We start from the raw sequence: 26,200 nt of genomic DNA, 5'->3' as shown, positions 1-26,200 counted from the left end.
TCCTTTTTATTGATTACATCAATCAATATATAATTACAATATACATTAGTATTTTTAAATTCTACATGTAAGGAATACATGTCATCATTAGATGTAAATCTCCTTTAGATAACATGCTTTTTTTACGTAAAAAACGTTTATGTTTGCTTGATTTTTTAGTTAAAATATGACGTAGATTTGCATGTTTAAATTTTAAGTTTCCAGAAGAAGTTTTTTTAAAACGTTTAGTTACGCTTTTTATATTTTTTATTTTTAGCATTTCTATAACCATAGAAAAAATCACAATTTAAAGTTTACCGTGTAAATACTATTTTTTTTTAGGAGCAAGTACCATAGTCATTTGTCTACCTTCAATTTTTGTTGGAAAAGATTCAACTATAGCTAATTCATTTAAATCATTTTTTACACGATTTAGTACCTCTATTCCAATTTGTTGATGAACTAATTCACGACCACGGAAGCGTAAAGTAATCTTAGTTTTATCACCTTCTTCTAAAAAACGAATCAAACTGCGTAACTTAACCTGATAATCACCTTCGTCAGTACTAGGACGAAATTTTATTTCCTTGATTTGAATTATTTTTTGTTTTTTCTTTTGTTCTTTAGAAGTTTTACTTTTTTCATAAAGAAATTTTCCGTAATCCATAATACGACATACCGGAGGTTCTGCATTTGGGCTAATTTCAACTAAATCTACCTCTGCTTCTTTAGCTTTTTCAATAGCCTCACGCAATGAAACAATTCCAATTTGTTCTCCTCTAATGCCAGTTAAACGCACTTCAGTAGCACGAATTTCGCTATTGATACGATTAGGACGTATCAATGGTATTCGTTTTCCGGCTTTAATATTTTATCCCTCCATTTGATATAATTGTCGACTGCGAATTTCTTCTTGCAATTTATTAATAAACACATTTAGGTCCATATTTTTAAATTCTTTACCATGGTGTGTGCGCACACTAACTTTACTTGTTCTTACCTCTTCATCACCGCATATCAGCATATAAGGTACACGATATAATGTATGCTCACGAATTTTAAATCCTATTTTTTCATTTCTCAAGTCTGCTTTAACACGAACATCTAAATTTTGCAATTTTTTTGTTAAATTATTCACATATTCTACTTGAGCAGAAGTAATATTTATTATAACAACCTGTATAGGTGCTATCCAGGTAGGCAAAAAACCAGTAAATTCTTCTATTAAAATGCCAATAAAACGTTCCATGGAACCTAAAATAGCACGGTGAATTATCACCGGAGTTTGACGTTCGTTATTTTTGTTTATATAACTAACATTTAAATTTTTTGATAATGAAAAATCTAACTGAATTGTCCCACATTGCCAAGCTCTATTTAGACAATCATATAAAATAAATTCAATTTTAGGTCCATAAAATGCTCCTTCTCCTAATTGGTACTCAAAAAAAATAGCATTTGCTTTTAAAGCGTTAGCTAAATCTATTTCAGCTTGATTCCATATTTCATCATTTCCAATACGTTTTTCTGGACGTGTTGAAAGTTTAACTGCAATTTTTTTAAAACCAAAAGTACCATATATGTCGTAAGCCATATGAATACAAGAACTGACTTCTTCTTGAACTTGTTCTTCAGTACAAAAAATATGCGCATCATCTTGAGTAAATCCTCGTACACGCATTAAACCATGCAAAGAGCCTGAGGGTTCATTACGATGACAACTTCCGAACTCTGCTATACGTAAAGGTAAATCACGATAAGATTTCATATGCTTATTAAAAATTTGAACATGAGCAGGACAATTCATAGGTTTAATGCAATATTCACGATTTTCTGAAAATGTCATGAACATTGCTTCTTTATAATGTTCCCAATGACCTGTTTTTTCCCATAGAAGACGATCCATCATCAATGGAGTTTTTACCTCTTGATAATCGTATTCTCTTAATTTTTTACGAACAAATAATTCTAGCTCACGAAATATAATCCAACCGTTATTATGCCAAAATACCATGCCAGGAGATTCTTCTTGAATATGGTATAAATCAAGCTCCTTAGCAAGTTTACGATGGTCTCGTTTTGCTGACTCTTCTAAAGATTGTAAATAATTATTTAATTGTTTTTTAGACTGCCAGGCTGTACCATAAATCCGTTGTAACATTTTATTATTATTTTTATTACACCAATAGGCTCCACCAATACTTTGTAACTTAAAATATCGACAAAAACCTATATTGGGAACCTGTGGACCATAAGAAATATCAACGTATTGTTCTTGAAAATATAATTCAATATACGTAGATTGATTGACAATTCTATTAATTATATTAATTATATAACTTTCATTTCGTAATGCAAATATATTATAAGCTTCTTGTATACTTACCTTTTTTTTAATAATTTCATAATTAGTCATTACTAATTGATGCATTTGCTTTTCTAATTCTTGAAGATCTTTTTGAATTAACATGTGGTCTAAATCTATATCATAATAAAAATTATTATCGATTACTTTACCACCTGCAATTTTAGCTGTAGGCCATAACTGTTTGATTGCATGACCTAATAAATGGATACAAGAATTGCGGATAATAGCTAAACAATCATCATCTTTCAAAGTAATAATATCAACTTGTACATTTTCACTAATCAAATCTTTAGCATCGATTATTTGATTTTGTATACGTCCTGCAATACACGATTTTGCTAAATCTAAACTGATATGTGCGGCAATATCCATTATACTGACAGGACGATCAAAACTGTAACAACTGCCACTATTTAAAGTAATTACCGGCATTTTATCCTCAATTTCAGTCTAGAACTATAAAAAATATTTTATGCATATAGAGTATATAAATAATTAAACTTTACCAAACAATGCACGTTTAGTCAGAATATTTCTTTAGTATAGGAGAATTCAAAACATTATAAATATTGATAATCATCATATCCTTTATAAGAAAGGATATTAAGTAATATAATAGATTACAGATAAATATTAAATTTATACTTAAATAGTAATGTAATATTATTTATTAGTTATCTTTATCTTTTAAAATTAATATTTTTATTATTTATATATTAAATTTATTTATATAGAAATTAAGTAATTTATTCAGAGAATTGTGTTACCGCTTAGCTTTTAGCTAAAATCTTAATTTTATATATTTAATACATAAAACAGTTAATATTATATTAATTATTAATGCTTTTATAAAGCATTCAAACTAAATATATTTAGTTATATTTATTAATTGTTATATGTTTAAAAAATAGAAAAATAATTACTATATTAAATAATATATTTTATTTAATATAGTAATATATACTAATTTAGATAAATTAATAGATATATCTTAGAGTTTATTTATAAATATAAATATTATTATATTAATATAGATAATATTAAAAGGAATTTAGATGTCATTGCAACAAGAAATTATTCATAAATTAGGAGTACAATCTATTATCAATGCTCAAAAAGAAATTCGTCGTAGCATAGATTTCTTAAAAAACTATTTAAGAAATAATCTAATGTTAAAAACATTAGTATTAGGAATTAGTGGTGGTCAAGATTCCACTTTAGCTGGTAAATTATCTCAAATAGCAATGTGTGAATTACGTAAAGAGACTAATGATAAAGATTATACTTTTATCGCTGTACGTTTACCATATGGTATTCAAATAGATGAAAAAGATTGTGAAAATGCAATTGAATTTATTAAACCTGATTGTGTATTAGTAGTAAATATTAAACCTGCTGTATTAGCTAGTGAATACTCATTTAAAAATGCCGGAATTATTTTATCAGATATTATACGTGGTAATGAAAAAGCAAGAGAACGCATGAAAGTACAATATACTATTGCTAATATGTACAAAGGTTTAGTTGTTGGCACAGGCCATGCTGCAGAGGCAGTAACTGGATTTTATACTAAATTTGGAGATGGAGGAAGTGATATTAATCCACTTTTTCGTTTAAATAAAAGACAAGGTAAACAAATGTTAAAAACACTAAAATGTCCGGAACATCTATATTTAAAACAACCTACTGCTGATTTAGAAGATATTCATCCAGCTTTACCAGATGAATCGGTATTAGGGATTACTTATAATGATATAGATGATTATTTAGAAGGTAAAAAGATTAATGAATTAACATCTAAAATTCTTGAGGATTTGTACTTAAAAACAGAACATAAACGTCGATTACCTATTACTATATTTGATTATATATAAAATAATTAACTTAATTATTATACAAACATAATTTTAAATAAATATTCAAATATTTAAAATTAAATGATAATAACCAGTACTGTCAAAAAAAATAATAATGTTATTATTAAATTATAATGAATAATATTTCATATTTTAAATATTAATATGAATAATTCGATTGTTGATTAATAAATAATTATTTTCAATATCTTTATGTTTTTTATAAAAATTTAATTTTTCTTAACATTTTGAATATAATAAATTTAACAATTATTTATTCATTGTAATAATTAACGGGAATCATAAAGTGTTCCCGTTATAAAAAATTTGCTTTAAAATTACATATTTTCAATAATTGCATTACCAAATTCCGAACATTTTACTATAACAGCATTTTTCATAAAACATCCAAAATCATAGGTTATAGTTTTGTTAGCTATAGTAGTCTCTATGCCATTTACAATTAAGTCTGCTGCTTTAAACCAACTCATATGACGAAGCATCATTGCAGCTGATAAAATCATAGAACTAGGATTTACTTTATCTTGACCCGCATATTTAGGCGCGGTGCCATGAGTAGCTTCAAATAATGCACATTCATTACCTATGTTTGCACCAGGCGCAATTCCAATACCACCTACTTGTGCTGCTAACGCATCAGAAATATAATCTCCATTTAAATTCATACATGCAATAACATCATATTCTATAGGATGTAAAAGAATCTGTTGTAAAAAAGCATCAGCAATTACATCCTTAACAAGAATTTCTTTATTATTATTCGGATTTTTAAATTGCATCCACGGACCACCATTTATTGTTTTTCCACCAAATTCATCTTTTACTAACTCATACCCCCAATATTTAAAAGAACCTTCGGTAAATTTCATTATATTACCTTTATGTACCAAAGTTAATGAGTTACGATTATGTTTAATAACATAATTAATTGCTGCACGAATTAAACGTTTACTTCCTTCTTCAGAACAAGGTTTTATACCAATACCACATTGATAAGGAAAACGGATGTTTGTGACATTCATATCTTCGCGTAAAAATTTAATAATTTTATTTGATGCAGTTGAACCAGCTTTCCACTCAATACCAGCATAAAGATCTTCAGAATTTTCACGAAAGATTATCATATTAATATTTTCTGGATGTTTCATTGGACTTGGTGTACCGTTATAGTAACGAATTGGACGCATACAAATGTATAAGTCTAGTTCTTGTCTTAATCTAACATTTAAAGAACGGATACCTTCTCCTACTGGAGTAGTTAATGGACCTTTAATAGCAAAATGATAATTTTTAATACAATCAATTGTTTCTTGAGAAAGATGGATATGATTACCATAAATTTTTAATGATTTTTCACCAGCGAAAATTTCCATCCAATAAATTTTTCTTTTTCCTTTGTATGCTTTTTTTACAGCGGCATTAACTACCTTTATCATAACCGGAGAAATATCAATACCTATACCATCACCTTCAATATACGGAATAATTGGATTATCTGGAATATAAAATTTTCCTTGATCAAAGGTAATTTTTTTACCTTCAGCTGGAATATGTACTTGGCTTAACATTATTTTTCCTTTGTATAATTTAAAAAATAAATATAAAATACAGAGTATTTCATTAAATTATTAATAATATAATTACTAATTATTAGTAATATATATATTAAAGTAATTAATATTAAAAATATAAACATTCATTGAATATACTTCTGAATATTATTCATTAATATTCAAATTAAGTAATCTAATTAATTAGTTAATTAAAATTTTAAAAAATACTAAATTTTATAGCTATTAACTAATAAACAGTTAGTAACTATTACTCATTTAATTTTAATTGAAGCATTAAAAATATAATTAATATTTTAAATAATATAATCTAGTTACATAGTAACATACTGTATCATGGTAATAAATTTATCTTATTTATTAATAATAAAATTATAAGATAATAATCTTACGTTATTTAAAATAAAAAATAAATTTAATATTTATTAAATTAAATAAATATTAAAAGTTAATAAATAATATAAATTCAAATATTACAATAATTAACATTATAATTTAAAATTTACATATATTTTCATTATTAAATTCAATCTAATTCAATAAATTGAATAATAAAAATAAACTTATAGATTAAAAATAAATTCATAAAACTTTTATTTTCATTTATAAAATTTTTGATAAAAGTTCTATTTAGATTTTTTATAATATGATATTTTATTACTTTAAATGATAAAATATCATATTTGTTTGAATTCCAAGATACGAGTATGTTATGACTGATAAAAATCAGAAAAAAATAATTGTCGGAATGTCTGGAGGTGTTGACTCTTCTGTTGCTGCTTGGTTGCTTAAGAAAGCAGGATATAAAGTTGAAGGTCTGTTTATGAAAAACTGGGAAGAAGACGATAATGATGATTATTGTCATGCTGCTAGAGACCTATCTGATGCACAATCTGTATGCAATAAATTAAACATTAAATTACATAAAATTAACTTTTCTGCTGAATATTGGGATAAAGTATTTATGGTTTTTCTTAAAGATTATGAGTTAGGACTTACACCTAATCCTGATATTTTATGTAATAAAGAAATTAAATTTAAAGAATTTAGCGATTTTGCTATCAAAAATTTAGGTGCAAATTTTATTGCTACTGGACATCATGTACGTCGCAAAAATATAGAAGATAAAAGTTTCTTATTACGCGGTCTTGATAATAATAAAGATCAAAGCTATTTTCTTTACACTTTAAATCAAAAACAAATTAAACAAAGCTTATTTCCTATTGGTTATTTCACAAAATTAGAAGTGAGATATATCGCACAAATACTTAATTTAAGTACAGCCAAAAAAAAAGATTCCAATGGTATATGTTTTATTGGTAAACGTAACTTTCGTGATTTTATAGCTAATTATATATCTGCTCAATCAGGTTATATAGAAAATATGTTAGGTGAAGTAATTGGTGAACACCAAGGAGCTATATATTATACTTTAGGTCAACGTAAAGGTTTAAAAATTGGCGGGCGCAAAAACAGCAACGGTAATCCTTGGTATGTTGTTGATAAAGATATAACAAACAATAGATTAATTGTAGCTCAAGGCTCAAATCATCCAAGTCTTATGTCAACTGGTGTGGTTATTCAACAATTACATTGGATTAATCATGAACCTAAAATCTTTCCCTTTTATTGTACAGTTAAAACTCGATATCGTCAAATAGATGCTCCATGCAAAATTATAATAAATAATAATAATATTGAGGTACACTTTCATCAACCTATGTCAGCTATAGCACCAGGTCAATCAGTTGTGTTTTACATAAATGATATTTGTCTTGGTGGTGGTATAATTAAACAACGGTTACCTTTAGTAATAAATTAAATTAACATTATTAAAATAAAAGTACTACCTTAAGTATAAAAGTTATAATAATTTAAATTTAATATTAGATAGGTTATATTATAAAATATAAATGATATAATCATGTGATAGATTAATAATAATTTTATTTTAAGTTACATTTAAATACATTTTGACTTTACTTAATAATAATACTTATATTCTATTAACTACAGTATAAATAAGTCACATATTAATTCTTTGGATAATAAAAACTATAGCAAGTAGTATAAATATACAAATTATCATTTGTAGAATTAATCAATTAATTTTAATTATTAGCTTATATATTATATATAAAAATCTTATGCACTTAATTAAATTATAGATTTAATCAATATTAATCTTTTGGTATTAATCCAATCAATTAATTTGTTAAATTAATCGGAAAATCCTCAGTTTCAAAATAAACTGCGTGCTATACTGTCATCTGATGTATTTTTATAGTGTTATGGAAATAAATAGATAGTAAATCTATGTAATTAATCTTACATATCAATGTTTAGTTAGTAAAACTAACACTATGTTAGTTAGTTTATTATCGAAATAATAGATATTTTCACCATAGTTTTAAATTATTTAGAAGGAGGAGGAGGAGATTAGTCACGTGGAACAGGAACTATCTTATCTTACTGCTATTTCACCCATTGATGGAAGATATGCACATAAAGTTAACATGCTTCGTGAAATTTTTAGTGAATATAGTTTATTAAAGTTGCGTGTAAAAGTTGAAATTTGCTGGTTACAAAAGTTAGCAGCAACAGAAGAAATTAAAGAAATTTCTGCATTTGATAATAATACAAATTTGCTTCTTAATTCTATTATTGATAATTTTAGTGAAGAAGATGCTAAATATATTAAAAAAATTGAATTGAATATTAACCATGATGTAAAAGCGATTGAATATTTTTTAAAAGAAAAAATAGCTAATGATCCTATTTTAGGCAAGAACTCTGAATTTATTCATTTTGCTTGCACTTCAGAAGATATTAATAATTTATCTTATGCCCTGATGTTAAAAACTACACGCCATAAAGTGATTATTCCAACATGGAGTAGAATAATTAATTCTATAAAAAATTTAGCTAAAGAATATAAAAATATTCCGTTATTGTCGCGCACACATGGTCAACCCGCTACACCATCTACAGTAGGTAAAGAGATGGCAAATGTAGTATATCGTATGAAACGTCAATTATATCAATTAAATAATATAGAAATATTAGGAAAAATAAATGGTGCTGTAGGAAACTATAATGCTCATATTGCTGCTTATCCAGAAGTAAACTGGCATCAAGTAAGTGAGCAGTTTGTTACATCATTAGGTATTAAATGGAATCCTTACACTACACAGATTGAACCACATGATTATATTGCTGAATTGTTTCATTGTATCATAAGATTTAATACTATACTCATCGATTTTAATCGAGATATTTGGGGTTATATTTCATTGAAATATTTTAAACAGAAAGTAATTTCCGAAGAAGTTGGTTCCTCTACAATGCCATATAAGGTAAATCCAATTGATTTTGAAAATTCTGAAGGTAATTTAGGTTTAGCAAATGCAATGATGCAGCATTTATCTAATAAGCTACCTATTTCTCGTTGGCAACGAGATTTAACAGACTCAACTGTACTACGTAATCTTGGAGTAGGCATTAGTTATGCATTCATTGCTTATCAAGCAACATTAAAAGGTATATCTAAGATAGAAGTAAATACTGAATTTTTACTCAGTGAATTAAATCAAAATTGGGAAATTTTAGCCGAACCGATTCAAATTATTATGCGACGTTACGGCATTAAAAATCCATATGAAAAATTAAAATTTTTAACACGGGGTAAAAAAGATATTAATTCAATTGATATACACAATTTTATTGATAATCTGGAATTACCAGAAAAAGAAAAATATCGTTTAAAACAAATGACACCCGTTAATTATCTTGGTAGATCTATACAAATGGTTGATGATTTAGAATAATTTAAAGATAGATTTATTTTACTAAGAAAGTAATACGTATATAAAGTAAATTATTTTGATGATTTAAGCAATAACTGTAATAAACATATTAAATTAATTGTATCATTTATCTAAATACTATTAATATGATTTATTCATAAAAATAATAATAGTAAAAATTATTTTATAGATTACTAAATTTACTAATTTATATAATTTAATACTATTCGTATAGTGATATAAATTCTACATTATACAAAAATCTATTATTAATGTAGGATACATATAAATTGATAAAGATCATCTATTAAAAATAGTAAATATCTAATTAAATTAATTAGATACAATATTAAATTATTATTTAATGATTTAATATTTAATTAATTTAAATTTAATTTTCTGGCTTCTAGAGCTATTAGATAATATGGAGAAGATTTACAATTATCAAAATATTGTGGGATTATTTTTATCAAAAATATGATTAATTTAATTAATATGTATTGTACTATCATTTTATATACCTATGTCCTTAGTGAACATTTATATTTTGTTGTTTAGATTGAGTGACTAAAATAATGACGCAAATAAGCGTGCAACAAAAGCTGGTTACGCTTTCTAATATTAGAAAAGCTTTTGATGGCAAAGATATTATTTCTTCTTTTGACTTAATCATCCATCATGGAGAATTTGTTACTCTTTTAGGGCCTTCCGGTTGCGGAAAAACCACGATTTTACGTTTAATTGCTGGGTTGGAACATGTAAATGATGGACGTATTATTCTTGATGAACAGGATATTACTGATACACCTGCAGAACATCGTCATATTAATACTGTATTTCAGAGTTATGCATTATTCCCTCATATGTCAGTTTTTGAGAATGTTGCCTTTGGGTTACGTATGCAAAAAACATTAGCTGCAGAAATAACTCAACGTGTAAATGAAGTATTATCAATGGTGCAATTAGAAAACTTTTCTAATCGTCGACCACATCAACTTTCAGGCGGTCAACAACAACGTGTAGCCATTGCTCGTGCAGTAGTTAATCGTCCAAAAGTACTGTTACTTGATGAACCATTATCAGCCTTAGATTATAAATTAAGACGTCAAATGCAAAACGAGCTAAAAGCTTTACAACGTAAATTAGGTATTACTTTCATATTAGTTACTCATGATCAGGAAGAGGCTCTAACCATGTCGGATCGAATTGTAGTAATAAATAATGGTAATATTGAACAAGATGGTACTCCTAGAGAAATCTATGAGGAACCAGCTAATTTATTTGTAGCTCGTTTTATTGGAGAAATTAATATATTTGATGCAGAAGTATTAAATAGTGATAATGTGCCAAATATACGAGCATATGTTGAAGGTTATGAATGTGATTTATATTGTAATTTTTCAGTAAAAACAGGTGATAAATTACATGTCTTATTACGTCCGGAAGATTTACGAGTCAAAGAAATAGATTCTGATAGTTGTATTGAAAATTTAGTAGGATATGTACGAGAGCGTAATTATAAAGGTATGATGCTTGAATCTACCGTTGAATTAGAAAATGGAAAATTCGTAACAGTAAGTGAATTTTTTAATGAAGATGATCCAGATTTTGACCACTCTTTGAACCAGAAAATGGCTATAAGTTGGGTGCCTACCTGGGAGGTAATACTACCATATGAAGTTAATAAGTAATCGCTTACAAAAATCAATTATAATTATAATTATTGGTTGGTTAATATTATTTGTTCTTGTACCGAACATTATGATTTTTACCACTAGTTTTTTAACACGTAATAATGAGCATTTTATAAGTGTAATATTTACTTTAAATAACTACATTCAGCTAAAAGATCCACTTTATACTCATGTTTTTTTACATTCTCTTCATATGGCTTTTATTACTACAATATGTTGTTTATCAATAGGATATCCCTTCGCCTGGTGTTTAATAAGATTACCAAAACATATCCGTCCATTGATGTTATTTTTATTAATGGTGCCATTTTGGACTAATTCTCTTATTCGTATTTATGGATTAAAAATGTTTTTGAGTACACGTGGATGGTTGAATAATTTCTTGCTTTGGATAGGCCTAATAGATAAGCCATTTCGTATTATGTATACATCGATTGCAGTTATCTTAGGATTAATTTATATTTTATTACCCTTCATGGTACTTCCCCTTTATTCTAGCTTAGATAAGCTAGATCAATGCTATCTTGAAGCTGCACGTGATCTGGGGGCAAATAGAATTAAAACTTTTATTAGAATTGTTTTACCACTTACTATGCCTGGTATTATCGCTGGTTGTTTACTAATTTTTATTCCTTCTATGGGACTATTTTATGTTGCCGATTTAATGGGAGGTGCAAAAGATTTAATGATTGGTAATATAATTAAAAATCAATTTTTAAATATTCGAGATTGGCCATTCGGATCAGCTACAAGTATTGTAATGATTTTGTTTATGTGGTTATTAATTATTATTTACTGGCGTGTAGTACATATATGGGATGCTAAAATGGAGTTACAATAATGACTCGTTGGTTATATGGAACTTTTATGAGCTTTGTTTATTCTTGGTTTTATATACCTATCATTATACTAGTTTTAAATTCTTTTAACTCTTCACGATTTGGCATGAATTGGGAAGGGTTCAGCATTCAATGGTATAAAGCGTTATCAAAAAATTATTCTCTAATTCAAGCAGCTCAGCATTCATTAATTATGGGAATAATGTCAGCAAATTGTGCTACACTATTAGGTTCATTAACTGCTATTGTTCTATATCGTTATAATTTTGTAGGTAAGCAATTTATTAGTGCTATGCTATTTATAATAATAATGTCTCCAGATATTGTAATGGCAATATCATTATTAGTGCTATTTATAATAATAGGCATTTCTCTTAATTTTTGGTCATTATTATTTTCTCATATAACTTTTTGTTTACCTTTTGTTGTAATTTCAGTATATTCTCGTTTAAAAGGCTTTGATATAAGAATGCTAGAAGCGGCAAAGGATTTAGGAGCAAAAGAAATGACTATTTTAGCAAAAATTCTTTTTCCTTTGATTATGCCAGCTGTAGCTACAGGTTGGATGCTTAGTTTTACACTATCCATGGACGATGTTGTAGTTTCATCATTTGTTACCGGACCTAGCTTCGAAATCTTGCCACTAAAAATTTACTCTATGGTTAAAGTGGGTGTATCACCGGAGATAAATGCGTTATCAACTATTTTAATATTAATGTCATTAATCCTGGTGATAGGTAGTCAAATTTTATTTCGTGATAAAACTAAATGAAGAAATTTATGAAAAAGTTCTTAATTGAGATTATAGTGATATTATCACTATTCAGTGTACAAATTGTACAAGCTAACAATAATATTCTTTACTTCTATAATTGGACAGAATATGTTCCACCAGAAATATTAGAACAATTTACTAAAGAGACGGGTATAAAAGTAGTTTATTCCACTTATGATTCTAATGAAGCAATGTATGCTAAGCTTAAAACATGGGGAAATAGCGTCTACGATTTAGTAGTACCTTCTACTTATTTTATAGCTAAAATGCGAAATGAAGGGATGTTACAGAAAATTGATAAATCTCGTTTGAGTAATTTTCATAACCTTGATCCTAATCTACTAAATAAACCTTTTGACCCGAATAATGATTATTCAATTCCTTATATCTGGGGTGCTACCTCTATTGGTATCAATACCAATATATTGAATGCAAAAGAAGTTACTAGTTGGGCAGATTTTTGGAAACCAAAGTATAAGCAAAGTTTATTATTGCTTAATGATGCACGTGAAGTATTTCAGATAGCTCTACGTAAATTAGGTTATTCAGGTAATACAAGAAATTCTAAAGAGATTTTATCTGCTTATAAAGAACTTCAAAAATTAATGCCAAATGTACGAGCATTTGATTCAGATAATCCAGGTAATCCTTTCATGGAGGGTGAAGTAAATATTGGAATGATTTGGAACGGTTCAGCCTATGTAATACGTCAAGCCGGAATGCCAATACAAATTATTTGGCCTAAAGAAGGTGGTATATTTTGGATGGATAACTTATCTATTCCGGTTAAATCAAAGAATAAAGAAGGTGCAATGAAAATGATTAACTTTTTATTGCGTCCAGATATTGCAGCTAAAGTAGCAGCAATGACAGGATATCCTACTCCTAATTTAGCTGCCAAAAAATTATTACCTAAGAAAGTTGCAGAAAATCCTTTACTTTATCCATCTCCTGAAATAATAAAAAATGGAGAATGGCAAAATGACGTAGGAGATGCTAGCATACAGTACGAAACGTTATTCCAGAAACTAAAAACACTCCAGTAATAAGATTACTAATGCTTTGCTTATTATTCAAAGTAGTTTTTTAGAAAGCAAAGATTATTATACTTATACAAAATAATAATTAATTACTAATTATATTAGTAATATAGTTAGTTTATGCATTTATTTATATCAATAACTATCTATTAAGTACATTAACTGGATTGACGCGACTAGCTCGGTATGCAGGATACCAGCTAGCTAATAAGCTTAATATCAGCACAGTAATTAAAATAAATAACACATCTATCCAATGTAATTCTGAAGGTAAAAAATCAATAAAATATACATCTCTTATAAGTAATTGATGACCAATAATATATTCTAATCCATGTGAAATGACAGTTAATTTTAGGGCTATTAATACACCAAGAGCAATACCACTAATACTACCTAATAAACCAATAATTAATCCGTAATAGATAAATATTACATAAATTAATTGATTTTTTGCACCTAAAGTTTTAAGTATAGCTATATCGATACTTTTATTTTTTATAGCTATAATTAGAGTCGAAATAATATTGAAACAAGCGACACCAATAACTAATAACATTGATAAGTACATAATAGCACGAATCATTTGAATATCATGATATATATAACCGTAGCTATTCATCCAATTATTGATATGAATATTATAATCAATAGAATTAGCAACTTTAAGAAGTAATTTTTGTGCTTGTAGAGGATTAGACATTCTTAATTCAATGCCACTAACACTATTTCCAATCTTTAAATATTTTTGTGCATCAGCTATTGGTATTAATGCTAACGTATAATCTAACATACCATTTAGCTGCAATATGCTACTGACTTGTAATTGCAATGTATCTACTTGAAGTAAATATTTTTCTTTATTATTATTATTTGGGATCATAAGAGTAATCCAATCACCACGTTTTATGTGAAGGAATTTAGCAATTCCTTCACCAAGAATAATTTGTTGTTTACCTGCTTTAAATTTTTCCCATCCTTTAGCTTTAGTTAAAAAAGGTAATGTTCTAAAGTGTAATTTCTGTTTTGAATCAATTCCCCTTATTTGTAATGCCTTAAATTTTGTTCCACTCTTAATAACTGCATTAAAATTAATGTATGGCATGCTATCTAATATTCCAGACATATATTGAACTTTGGAAATTATTTTTTTCCAATCATAAAAATTCTTATCAACTAGTTCAATTTCACCATGTGGTATTACTGCTAAAATACGATTATTGAGTTCTCGTTTAAATCCATTCATTGCACTTAGACCAACAATCAATACTGATACACCTAGTGCAATTCCAAGAGTAGAAATTATAGCAATTAACGAAACCATGCTATTACTACGTTTATATATATAATTAAAACGTAATTGCAATAATATAGATACTATATAATACATTAGAACGGTCTTTTTAGTATTTAATGGATATGTAATTTTCCGTTACGCATTTCCATTTGCCAATTTAATTGCTTTGCTAATTGCAAATTATGTGTAACGACTAAAAAAGTCGTACCATATTTAATATTAAATTCTTTAATTAAATTAAAAATAGCATTAGCGTTATAAGAATCAAGATTTCCAGTAGGTTCATCAGCCATGACTAAACGTGGATGATTAACCAACGCACGAGCAATGGCTACACGTTGTCGCTCACCTCCAGACAGTTCTGATGGATAATATCGTATTTGTTTTGCTAATCCTACTGTAATTAACATGTCTATGGCACGTAATTTAGCTCTTTTTCTAGGTATTTTACCAATTAATAATGGCATTGCTACATTTTCCAGTGCATTAAAATCTTTTAACAAATGATGAAATTGATATATGAAACCAAGTTCACTGTTTCGTAAATTTGCTTTCATTGATGCTGACATTTCATTTAGCAACTTTCCATCAAATATTACATCGCCAGATGTAGGTGTATCTAAACCTGCTAATAAGTGCAGTAAAGTACTTTTTCCAGATCCAGAACTTCCTACTATTGAAATCATTTCTCCTGTTTGTAAACTAAAATTGATATCACGTAATACATTATTCTGTATTTTTCCTTCTAAATATGATTTACATAAGTTTTTACATTGTAATAAAGGTTGTTTATTCATAACGTAAAGCCTCAGTAGGTTGGATGCTAGTAGCATGCCATGCTGGATATAAAGTTGATAAAAATGCTGTAATTATTGAAAATATAGTAATATAAAATATTTGCCAAATATTAATAATAATTGGTATTGATGTTACATGAAGCACAAAATCAATAATTTTCGGAAATTTATTTAATTGGCTTGTAAATATTATACCTAATAATACACCGAGTAATGTTCCAATAATACTAGTACTAACTCCTTGAACTATAAAAATAATAATAATCTTATAAGGACTTAAACCTTGAATTTGTAAAATTGCTATTTCAGACTGTTTTTCCATGACTAATAAACTAAGAGAAGTTAGAATATTAAAAGCTGCTACAGTAATTATTAAAATTAGCAATAAACTCATCATGTTTTTTTCCATGTGCATAGCTAAAAATAAATCACCTTTTTTTTCACGCCAATCTTTCCAAATAAAACCATGTGGTAATGATTGTTTACTAATTTTACCTATTTGAAAAGGATCTTCTAACCATAAACGCCAACCAGTAATATTTCCCATTGAATAATGCATCATATTTGATGCATCTTGCTGATTGACTAATACTTGATAATTATCTATTTCATTATTTTCTAAATAAGTATCAATAACAGTAAAAATACGTTGGCTTATTATAGGACCTATTGGAGTTACTTGAATAACTGATGGAATAATTAAGCGTAATTGATCTCCTCTTTTAACTTTTAATTGAATCGCTTGTTGTTCGCTGATAATGATTTTATATTGATCTGGTTGAAGTAATTTTTGTTCATTGTTAGTTAAAAAAGATGTTAGCGAATTTTGTTCTTTCAAATTAATTCCTAACATTACACCGACTGTAATATTATGAATACTCTGTAGTACTACATCTGCAGTAGTTAATGCTGATATACGTTTTATACCTTGAAGTTTAAGTGTTTGTATAGGTAGTTGCTTAGGATTAAAATTTTCTTTTTTGTTTGTGATTATTGCATGTGGTATTAAATCAAGATTATTAACTCTTAACTCATGTTCAAAACCATTCATAGCTGATAATATAGTGATTAAAGATGATACTCCAATCATAATACCTATTACAGAAAACCAAGAAACAAAACGATTAAAGTAATCTAAAGCACGTCCATGCATATAACGTAAAGCTATAAATATAGTGAGTGGCAAATACATAAACATCATCTTGTCAGTTAAGTTAAGTTAAGTTAATTAAACATCAAACATAGATCTTTTTTTAAAATAATTTAATTATAAAAATTAAGTTTTTACAATTTAGATTAACGTTAATAAAAAATAAACGAAGATATATTGTTGTATAAACAAATAAAATATATTAATTTCAATATAAAATAAGTATTGTGTTATTATTATGTACTTTATTTTTGAAACAAGAACATAAATTAAATTTTGTATTCATTAAATAAATTTGAATATATCGAATTTATTATCATTGATATTATAAGAGAAGAGTATTATAAAAAAAATAAAAAACTATATTTAATCATCATATATAAATATATGATGATTAAATATAGTTTTTTAAAATAATTACTACATTCAATAATTCTAAATACATATTATATATATGTATTTAGAATTAAAAGATATAGTAAATTATTAACTATATTAAACACTAGTAATATTAGTACTATTCTAAATAGTTTTGACTTATGTATTCATATTAAAAATAATATATATACTCATGACCCAACATAAATTTTTAAGTTTAATATAATTATTAGATATATATAATAATATATAGTATTATAATGAAAGATAAAATATTCGGATGTATTTTGGAAGAATAATCCTAACCATTAACTATTAAAAGCAATGATTATTGCAAAATTGGACAACTAATTGGTTATTCTACATATATTTTAAAAGATAATAATAAATTTAATGTTATTAACGTCTAATGTTAATTATTACTATAGATATACAATCTATCTTAAATCTTCAAATTAAACATCAACTTATAATTTTTCATTTATAAAGTTAATTAATTAGCAAAAATTATATTATGAATTTTGTACCACAAATCTAAACACCGTTTTCAGTCGTATTGATACATTACTGCAATTATCTTTTTATGAATAAAAGTAATTGTATTATACTAGTTAATACATTAATAGATCATCGTGTATGTCTACATAGTTTTACGAATTAATTCTTTTTAATTATATACACAGTATATAAAAGTATCGTATAATATATTATATAAATTTTGAAATAGATAAAAATCTATAGATGATATTATAAATTATAGTGAATATATATAGATCTATATCTATTCCAAACCAAAAATTTTTATCGAATTTATCCTTGCAATAAAACAATTAATAATTCATATATGTATGATTTGTAACATCAACATCCATTAAGCACTATTAATCTAATTAATCTGTTTTCATTACATAAATTTCTTATATATAAGACAGCAATTAAATTATTTTATTATTAATGGAATGAATAACATCTTGATTGTAAGATATAAACTAAACATGCTTATTAATAAATAATTAAATTTTTTGCTAACTATAGATATTAAATATTAGCAATTATTGTTTTTAAAAAATAAATTATCAGTAATTTTAAATTAATTACCATCTAATATTATTTTTATGAATAATTATTCATAGTTCAGAACTGAACATTTATGGAATAATTTTAATAAATGTTTTATAACTTAACCATGTACTAGATACATCAAAATTTAATAACCAAAATAATATTTTTATATCTAAATATATTAATAAATAAAATTAAATCTTAAACATAAATATATTTATACTAATAAACTTTTATCAAAAAAATCTCATATAAATCTTAACTTAAATATTAACCCTTATTACCTATAATAAAAACGCAAAAATTAGATACAACATACACCTATAGAGCTCAAAAATTTGCTATTATATATCAAAATTATTCTTAATTAATTATATCTTTCAATCAAACTTTAAATTATTATTAAATATTAATAATCAGTAATATTAATTATGGATTTATTTATGCTAATAATCCAATTACTTTGATTTACGAAAATAATTTATTTGGATAATATATTTATTTTAATAATAAAAATTACTTTTACTATTTTAATTCATCTATGCTATTGGATAATTTATCCACATTATATCCTGGTCAACCTATAGTACATCTAGAACATGGTGTAGGTAGATACATTGGCTTAATATCTCTTACAATAAACAATATCGAAGCTGAATACTTAATACTTTCATATGCTGATGATGATAAACTTTATGTGCCAATAACATCAATACATCTAATCAGCCGTTATTCTGTAGATCGCTGTGAAAATATACCCTTACATAAATTAGGTACTGATAATTGGTTAAGAGCACGTAAAAATGCAGCAAAAAAAATACGTGATGCCGTTGCTGAATTATTAGATATTTATTCTCAACGTGCTACTAAAACTGGTTTTGCATTTAAAAATAATTATGAGCAATATCTTAAATTTTGTGCAGAATTCCAGTTTAATACTACTCCAGATCAAAAACACGCTATTGATGCTGTATTGAATGATATGTATAAACCAGTAACGATGGATCGTTTAATATGTGGTGATGTAGGTTTTGGAAAGACTGAGATTGCAATGCGTGCTGCTTTTATTGCAGTTAAAAATAATAAACAAGTAGCTGTATTAGTGCCCACTACTTTATTAGCACAACAACATTATGATAATTTTTGTAAGCGTTTTGCCAATTATCAAATACGAATTGGAGTGCTATCTAGATTTCTTAATATTAAAGAACAGCATCAAGTTTTAAAACAAGCTACCGAAGGTAAGATTGATATTTTGATTAGTACTCATAAGCTTCTAATGAATAATCTTAAATGGCATGATCTAGGTTTATTAATTGTGGATGAAGAACATCGTTTTGGAGTACGTCATAAAGAACTTATTAAAGGAACTTATACGAATGTTGATATTCTAACTCTTACTGCAACTCCAATTCCACGTACACTTAATATGGCAATGAGTGGTATACGAGATTTATCAATTATTGCTACTCCACCTGTTAATCGTTTAGCGGTAAAAACTTTTGTACGAAGATATGATAAATCAGTTATACGTGATGCGATTTTAAAGGAAATACTTCGTGGTGGACAAATTTATTATTTGTATAATAATGTAAAACATATAGAAAAAATTGCATATCAACTTGCAAGATTAGTACCTGAAGCTCGTGTTGCAATTGGACATGGCCAGATGCGCGAACATGATTTAGAAAAAGTTATAAGCGATTTTCAACATCATCGTTTTAATGTATTAGTATGTACTACAATCATTGAAACTGGTATCGATATACCAAATGTTAATACAATTATTATTGAGAACTCTAATCAATTTGGTTTAGCACAATTACACCAATTACGAGGACGTGTTGGACGTTCACACCAACAAGCATATGCTTTATTGCTTACTCCTCATCCTAAAAAAATGACTACTGATGCACAAAGAAGATTACAAGCAATTGCTTCTTATGAAGACTTAGGTGCTGGTTTTGCTTTAGCAACACATGATCTCGAAATTCGTGGAGCTGGCGAATTACTTGGTGAAGATCAAAGTGGACAGATAGAAACAATTGGATATGCATTATATATGCAATTGTTAAAAAATGCCATTAATGCATTAAAAATAGGAAAAGAACCTTCATTAAAAGATCTTATAAGCAATAAAACTGAAATAGAATTACATATACCTACATTATTGCCTAAAGAATTTGTTTCTGATGTAAATGTTCGTCTTTCATTCTACAAACGTATAGCTAGTGCTAAAAATCAGTTGGAACTTAATGACATTAAAATTGAAATAATTAATCGTTTTGGTGATCTACCAATACCAGTAAAAAATTTATTTGATATTAGTGAAATGCGCTTAATAGCTCATTTTATAGGAATAAGCAAAATAGAAATTAATGGCAAAGGTGGCTTTTTTGAATTTTTACATGAAAATCAAGTAAATCTAAATTGGTTAATTAACCTTATTAAGAATGATCCAAAACGTTGGAAATTACAAAATCCATTAAGATTGAAATTTACCATTAATCTAACAGATGATAAGTCACGCATACAATGGTTGCGTGATTTTATTTCTAAAATATCAAACAATTGCGTTTAACATTATATATTATAAAAACTATATATTTATATAGATGTTATATTATCACCTGACCAAATAATTTCACCAGTTTTTACTAAAATTAATTGCATTTTTAATGTTGGAGAATTAAACTTTCCTAAAGCATTACTATAAAGCATATATTTTGCATTGACAATACGTGCTAATCCGATAGCTTTATTTAATGAGTTTAACTCATCTTTCATTGATAAACCAAGCATATATTTAGCTTCATTAATCTTGGAGATAGGGATTAAAGTAAATTTGCCATTATTAGCTAAGCTCTTTCGAATTACCATTGTTATTTTATCTAGTTGTAATATACCGTTAGTACTATTCTTAATAGAATTTACTAATAATATATTATCTCCCGGTGTTACATCTACAGATCTTATCATATTTAAAACAAGTTTTTTTATATTTTGATGCCAACTAATATTTCTTAAATCTGGCATTTTTGGCACTTTTTCTGATAATGGACCTTCGAATGGTGGAAGAGTTCGTGGATATATTATAGAATTATCTGATTTAATAGGTATTACCTGTGGAGTACGTTTTTGATATTGAGATATGCAACCAATAAGCATAATTGTTAATAAGACAATAATAAAATGTTGCAATATGCTACGTATCACAAATATTTCCTTTAAATAAAATTTAAATTAATATTAATTAAATAAAAACCTTAATTATTAATTAATATTTATTAGACGATATTTAATTATGATTAATTTTATTTTATGTTTTAACTATTTAAATAATATTAATGATTAATATCATTATGTTTCATATAACTTATTCATTAAAATATCGAAAATTTATTTTATTTATTTTTTAAAGTAGTTAACATAGGACCTAACCTTTGACCTCCTAATAAATGTATGTGTAGATGATAAATTTCTTGAGCACCATGCTCATTACAATTTATTATCAAACGATAACCATTTTTAGATATTTTTTCTTTATATGCAATTTTTGATGCTATTATTAGCATATGTCCTAATATTTGTTGATGTACAATTGTTACATCATTAAGAGTTGGGATAAGAATATTAGGAACAATTAAAATATGTATTGGTGCTTTAGGTGAAATATCACGAAATCCGGTAATTAATTCATCTTGATATACTATATCAGCAAGAATTTCACGTCGAATAATCTTACTAAAAATTGTTTCTTTAAACATAGTATATATTCCTTAATACTAATAATATATATATATATATTATTTTAAGATTGAAGTATCATATTAACTGAATTGCCCATCTTAAAATTACTCTAATTAAGATTTATGTTGAATTATCAAAGATAATGAGATAATAAATATCTTCTTTTATAGTAAAGTATAATTATAATATATAAAGTATAACTTATATAAGTTATTTATTATATATAAAGTTTAACTTATTAAATTTTCTATAAAGTTAATTAACTTATATTTACATATTATACAATTAATAATTCATTAAATTAATCTATTAGATATTCTGTTGGAATATGAAACAATTTACAGAAATTTTCTGTAGTTATAGCAGCTAATGTTTCAATATCTACCTTTTTTAATATTGCTACATATTCGGCTATATAACGCGTAAAAGCTGGTTGATTTTCTTTCCCACGATGAGGTACTGGCGCTAAATAAGGCGAATCAGTTTCTAATAATATACGATCAATTGGTACATATCGTGCTACATCTCTTATGTTCTCAGTATTACGAAAAGTTATTATTCCTGAAAAAGAAATATAAAAACCTAAATTCAGTAGAATCTTCGCAGTCTCTTTATTTTCAGTAAAACAATGCAATACTCCTTTACATCGTTCAGCTGCTTCTTGACGTAAAATGGCTATTGTATCATCACATGCATTACGCATATGCACTATAATAGGTTTATTTAAAGAAATAGCAATACGGATATGTTGCCTAAATAAAGCTTGTTGCTGAAATTTATTTTCTTGACTATAAAAATAGTCTAGTCCAGTTTCTCCTAACGCTACAACAGATTCTTCTAAAACTAAGGTACGTAATTCGTTTATATGATATGGAATTTGTTGATTTAGTGGATGTATTCCGCAAGATAATGCAATATTTTTCCGATCACCTACTAATTGTTTAAGATTACGATAATCTGCTAAATTAGTAGCAATGGCTAATATAAATTTAACATTATATGATAAAGCTTTAGTGATAACGTCATCTAAATTAAGATGGTATTTATGATAATTTAAATTATTTAGATGACAATGTGAATCTACTATAAACATATTTATGTTAACTCTTGCAATTTAGTTAAATTAAACGCGAATTAGTAATTGTTTCCATACTAATACACGTTCAGTAAGAATAATTTCACGTTCAAATGTAGATATTAATCTAATTTGTTTTCGACCAATTATCCAATGATTTATACTTTTATGAAGTGAAAGATTATTAAATTCTTTTGAAAGTTTTATTATTATATCTAAATAATCACTATTATTTATCCATTTGATGGCACCTTGTTGAACTTTTATAACATCTACAAGTAGCGATATTAACCAATCTAAAAGATCAAATACATTTTTTTTATTTAATACTGGAACTAATAGTAGTAAATTCTTATCTAAAGCATTCAGTAATGTTTCATAAAGAATTTTGCGTTGTTCAAAAAGATTAGATTCGATGAATTTAAATGCTGCCGCAGGTGCACCATTACTCAATTTTAGTGCAATATGCAGTATTTCTTTTGAAGAAGAACATTTTTGTTGTAACCATTGTAAACTATATGATTCTTCTGGTGGAAAAATATGAAATAAAATACATCTACTACGTAATGTCAAAGGCAAGTTTGAATAATCATTACAACTTAAAAAAAACCAACAATTGTTAGGAGGTTCCTCTATTACTTTTAGTAAAGCATTATGAGCTTCTTCAGTGAGCTGCAATGTATTTTGAACCCATATAACTTTTGCACCACCTTGTTGTGCACAATGATAACATTGTTCAACTACATCACGAATAGCATCGATACCAATAGTTACTTTACCCTCTTCTGCTTTTAAACAATACCAATCAGGATGATTATGTGCTGTCATTAACTGACATCCATGACAATAATTACAACTTTTTATACCTCTTTGTTGTAGACACATTAACCAGCGACTAATAGCCCATACTAATAGATCATCTCCCATGCCGTAAATAGCTTGAATTAATATTGAATGATGTGCTCGATTATTTTGGTGGCATTCAATAATTTGACGATAAATTTGATTTAACCAAGGATACCAATTCATAAATTTAGATTTTCTAACCAATTATACAAAACTTTTTGAAGTGATAATTTAACAGTTTTTAAATTTTGAGTCGCATCAATAATTATTACTTTTGAATCAACTGCAGAAACTTTAAGATAATGTTCACGTACTCGCTGAAAAAAGTTTAATGACTCTTGTTCAATACGGTCCAATTGACCACGTTGATAAATTCGATGTAAACTAATTTCAGGAGTTATATCAAGGTATAGAGTTAAATCAGGACTGAAGTCACCTAAAATAATATGTCTTAATGTATTTATTAATTGCATATCTAAACCTCGTCCTCCAGCTTGATAAGCTTGTGAAGAAAAATCATGACGATCTCCTATCACCCACGCTCCTCGTGCTAAAGCTGGCTTAATAACATTTTCAATTAATTGTATACGCGCAGCATATATCATTAATAACTCAGCTTTATCACAAATTTTTTCTCCATCTACGCTTTGTTTAATTAATATTCTTAAACGTTCAGCTAATGGAGTACCACCTGGTTCTCTAGTTAGTACAATATTATTAATATTATATTCTTGCAATACGGAAACTACTACTGTATGTGCGGTAGTTTTACCAGCACCCTCTAAACCTTCAATAACAATAAATTTATTTTTCATTTATTTTTTTTAATTACTAATTGATATAAATGAATAGCTTTCTTATGATCAGTTAAATTTTTACTAAAAGTATGTCCACCTTTTCCATTTGCTACAAAATAAAAATAATTAGTTGTTTCAGGATGTGCTGCTGCTTCCAACGATTCTTTACTAGGCATAGCAATTGGACCTATAGGTAGTCCTCTTATCTTATAAGTATTATAATTATTAGTTTTTTGTAAATCTTTATGTGTTAAAAAACCATTATAATTATTTCCCATACCATAAATAACTGTTGAATCAGCTTGTAATTTCATTCCAGCATATAAACGATTAACAAATACTGATGATACAATTCTTCGTTCTTTATTTATACTAGTTTCTTTTTCAATAATTGATGCTATAGTTATCATATCCTCCTTTTTTGTATAAGGTAATGTTTTCATACGGTTATGCCAGATTGTATCACTTATTTTCTTCATACGTATATGTGCATGTTTTAATAATACTATATCGCTAGTATTAGCTGTATAAAAATAAGTATCTGGATAAAAAGCTCCTTCTAACTGATTTTCATTGATCTTGAACATTAGTGATATAGTAGATAATGGATCATTTGTTAATGTATGTTTAATGTAAGGAGCAAAGCGTAATTCCTTTAACCATTCTTTTAAGCAAGAACCATTAACAAATCGTATTGAAAATTGTGCTTCTTGACCATTGATAAATAAATTTAATAATTGATTTATGTTCATAGAAGAGTTTAGGCAATAAGTTCCTGCCTTAATTTTAGACCATTGAAGTTTTAATTTTAAAAATTGATAAAACCAAATATTATGAGGAATAATATGTTTAGTTTCTAGCTGTTTTATTAGTTTAATGCAATTTATTCCAACTGGAATAGTATAAATAGTTTTTACTTGTAGAGTTAAAGGGGTGTTAGCAATATGTTTAACTTGCCAATAAACAAATGTAATTACAATACATATGATTACTGTAAATATAAAAAAAATATTTTTTATTATAATCATGATTTACTCATGTTTTTATATATTCATTTCTGATAAAGTTAATGATATGCATAAATAAAATACTTAAAACT

At 26.5% G+C, this 26,200-nt stretch carries 20 protein-coding genes and 1 pseudogene; 8 read left to right on the top strand and 13 right to left on the bottom strand.

Annotation, left to right across the window (positions count from 1 at the left end; translation table 11 throughout):
- Window positions 1–61: 61 nt before the first annotated feature.
- From rpmI to thrS, 3 genes are read right to left on the bottom strand one after another with little or no spacing between them, the layout of a single operon-like run.
- Window positions 62–259: a 50S ribosomal protein L35 gene (gene rpmI / locus FD727_RS01455; protein WP_159938387.1), complete on the bottom strand. Its 198-nt coding sequence runs from the start codon at window positions 257–259 to the stop codon at window positions 62–64.
- A 48-nt stretch (window positions 260–307) separates the two neighbouring features.
- Window positions 308–847 carry a translation initiation factor IF-3 gene (infC, locus tag FD727_RS01450; protein WP_159938403.1) on the bottom strand — a complete coding sequence of 180 codons (540 nt, stop codon included), beginning with the start codon at window positions 845–847 and terminating at the stop codon, window positions 308–310.
- Between the two features lie 3 nt (window positions 848–850).
- Window positions 851–2,779, bottom strand: a complete 1,929-nt coding sequence (gene thrS, locus FD727_RS01445) for a threonine--tRNA ligase (protein WP_159938386.1) — start codon at window positions 2,777–2,779, stop codon at window positions 851–853.
- Window positions 2,780–3,402: 623 nt separating this feature from the next.
- Between thrS and nadE the strand changes: the two genes are divergently transcribed.
- Complete coding sequence (gene nadE / locus FD727_RS01440) at window positions 3,403–4,221, top strand: ammonia-dependent NAD(+) synthetase (RefSeq protein WP_159938385.1); 819 nt, start codon at window positions 3,403–3,405, stop codon at window positions 4,219–4,221.
- Window positions 4,222–4,541: 320 nt separating this feature from the next.
- Here nadE and icd read toward each other — a convergent pair whose 3' ends face one another.
- Complete coding sequence (icd, locus tag FD727_RS01435) at window positions 4,542–5,792, bottom strand: NADP-dependent isocitrate dehydrogenase (protein ID WP_159938384.1); 1,251 nt, start codon at window positions 5,790–5,792, stop codon at window positions 4,542–4,544.
- A gap of 715 nt (window positions 5,793–6,507) precedes the next feature.
- Here icd and mnmA point away from each other — a divergent pair.
- The 6 genes from mnmA to potD all read left to right on the top strand — a co-directional run bounded on the left by mnmA (window position 6,508) and on the right by potD (window position 13,955).
- Entirely contained in the window at window positions 6,508–7,617 is a 1,110-nt protein-coding gene (gene mnmA, locus FD727_RS01430; RefSeq protein WP_159938383.1) for a tRNA 2-thiouridine(34) synthase MnmA, read from the top strand.
- Window positions 7,618–8,242: 625 nt separating this feature from the next.
- The gene (purB, locus tag FD727_RS01425) at window positions 8,243–9,622 is read left to right on the top strand and encodes an adenylosuccinate lyase (RefSeq protein ID WP_159938382.1); all 1,380 of its coding nucleotides are present in this window, start codon (window positions 8,243–8,245) and stop codon (window positions 9,620–9,622) included.
- Window positions 9,623–10,176: 554 nt separating this feature from the next.
- Complete coding sequence (potA, locus tag FD727_RS01420; RefSeq protein WP_159938381.1) at window positions 10,177–11,292, top strand: spermidine/putrescine ABC transporter ATP-binding protein PotA; 1,116 nt, start codon at window positions 10,177–10,179, stop codon at window positions 11,290–11,292.
- On the top strand, window positions 11,276–12,136 hold the full coding sequence (potB, locus tag FD727_RS01415; RefSeq protein ID WP_159938380.1) for a spermidine/putrescine ABC transporter permease PotB: 861 nt from the start codon (window positions 11,276–11,278) through the stop codon (window positions 12,134–12,136). The genes potA and potB overlap by 17 nt, the downstream gene beginning before the upstream one ends.
- Window positions 12,133–12,906, top strand: a complete 774-nt coding sequence (potC, locus tag FD727_RS01410) for a spermidine/putrescine ABC transporter permease PotC (RefSeq protein ID WP_159938402.1) — start codon at window positions 12,133–12,135, stop codon at window positions 12,904–12,906. The genes potB and potC overlap by 4 nt, the downstream gene beginning before the upstream one ends.
- Window positions 12,907–12,914: 8 nt before the next feature.
- Window positions 12,915–13,955 (top strand): spermidine/putrescine ABC transporter substrate-binding protein PotD, encoded by a 1,041-nt coding sequence (gene potD, locus FD727_RS01405; RefSeq protein ID WP_236393555.1) that lies wholly within the window; start codon window positions 12,915–12,917, stop codon window positions 13,953–13,955.
- A gap of 136 nt (window positions 13,956–14,091) precedes the next feature.
- Here the strand turns inward: potD and lolE are convergent, their stop codons facing one another.
- The 3 genes from lolE to lolC are packed head-to-tail and all read right to left on the bottom strand — an operon-like array spanning window position 14,092 to window position 17,235.
- Window positions 14,092–15,339, bottom strand: coding sequence for a lipoprotein-releasing ABC transporter permease subunit LolE (gene lolE, locus FD727_RS01400; RefSeq protein ID WP_159938378.1), 1,248 nt, complete (start codon window positions 15,337–15,339; stop codon window positions 14,092–14,094).
- A 20-nt stretch (window positions 15,340–15,359) separates the two neighbouring features.
- Window positions 15,360–16,043: a lipoprotein-releasing ABC transporter ATP-binding protein LolD gene (lolD, locus tag FD727_RS01395; RefSeq protein WP_159938377.1), complete on the bottom strand. Its 684-nt coding sequence runs from the start codon at window positions 16,041–16,043 to the stop codon at window positions 15,360–15,362.
- The gene (gene lolC / locus FD727_RS01390) at window positions 16,036–17,235 is read right to left on the bottom strand and encodes a lipoprotein-releasing ABC transporter permease subunit LolC (protein ID WP_159938376.1); all 1,200 of its coding nucleotides are present in this window, start codon (window positions 17,233–17,235) and stop codon (window positions 16,036–16,038) included. Before lolC ends, lolD begins: the two co-directional genes overlap by 8 nt.
- 1,930 nt (window positions 17,236–19,165) lie before the next feature.
- On the opposite strand from lolC, the pseudogene mfd reads away from it, so the two are divergent.
- Window positions 19,166–21,214, top strand: a pseudogene (gene mfd / locus FD727_RS01385) (transcription-repair coupling factor); the annotation flags it as partial.
- Between the two features lie 26 nt (window positions 21,215–21,240).
- Here mfd and lpoB read toward each other — a convergent pair.
- From lpoB to mltG, 6 genes are all read right to left on the bottom strand, one after another.
- Window positions 21,241–21,849: a penicillin-binding protein activator LpoB gene (gene lpoB, locus FD727_RS01380; protein WP_159938374.1), complete on the bottom strand. Its 609-nt coding sequence runs from the start codon at window positions 21,847–21,849 to the stop codon at window positions 21,241–21,243.
- Window positions 21,850–22,037: 188 nt separating this feature from the next.
- Window positions 22,038–22,400: an HIT domain-containing protein gene (locus FD727_RS01375; protein ID WP_159938373.1), complete on the bottom strand. Its 363-nt coding sequence runs from the start codon at window positions 22,398–22,400 to the stop codon at window positions 22,038–22,040.
- Between the two features lie 284 nt (window positions 22,401–22,684).
- Window positions 22,685–23,476: a YchF/TatD family DNA exonuclease gene (locus FD727_RS01370; protein ID WP_159938372.1), complete on the bottom strand. Its 792-nt coding sequence runs from the start codon at window positions 23,474–23,476 to the stop codon at window positions 22,685–22,687.
- A gap of 30 nt (window positions 23,477–23,506) precedes the next feature.
- Window positions 23,507–24,487 (bottom strand): DNA polymerase III subunit delta' C-terminal domain-containing protein, encoded by a 981-nt coding sequence (locus tag FD727_RS01365; RefSeq protein WP_159938371.1) that lies wholly within the window; start codon window positions 24,485–24,487, stop codon window positions 23,507–23,509.
- Window positions 24,484–25,119, bottom strand: coding sequence for a dTMP kinase (gene tmk / locus FD727_RS01360; RefSeq protein ID WP_159938370.1), 636 nt, complete (start codon window positions 25,117–25,119; stop codon window positions 24,484–24,486). Before tmk ends, FD727_RS01365 begins: the two co-directional genes overlap by 4 nt.
- Window positions 25,116–26,129 carry an endolytic transglycosylase MltG gene (gene mltG / locus FD727_RS01355; protein WP_159938369.1) on the bottom strand — a complete coding sequence of 338 codons (1,014 nt, stop codon included), beginning with the start codon at window positions 26,127–26,129 and terminating at the stop codon, window positions 25,116–25,118. Before mltG ends, tmk begins: the two co-directional genes overlap by 4 nt.
- Between the last annotated feature and the right edge of the window lie 71 nt (window positions 26,130–26,200).

The organism is Pantoea sp. Mhis (genome assembly GCF_009830015.1).
The sequence above is the reverse complement of the archived record's forward strand: the minus strand, read 5'-3'. Positions and strand labels throughout refer to the sequence as shown.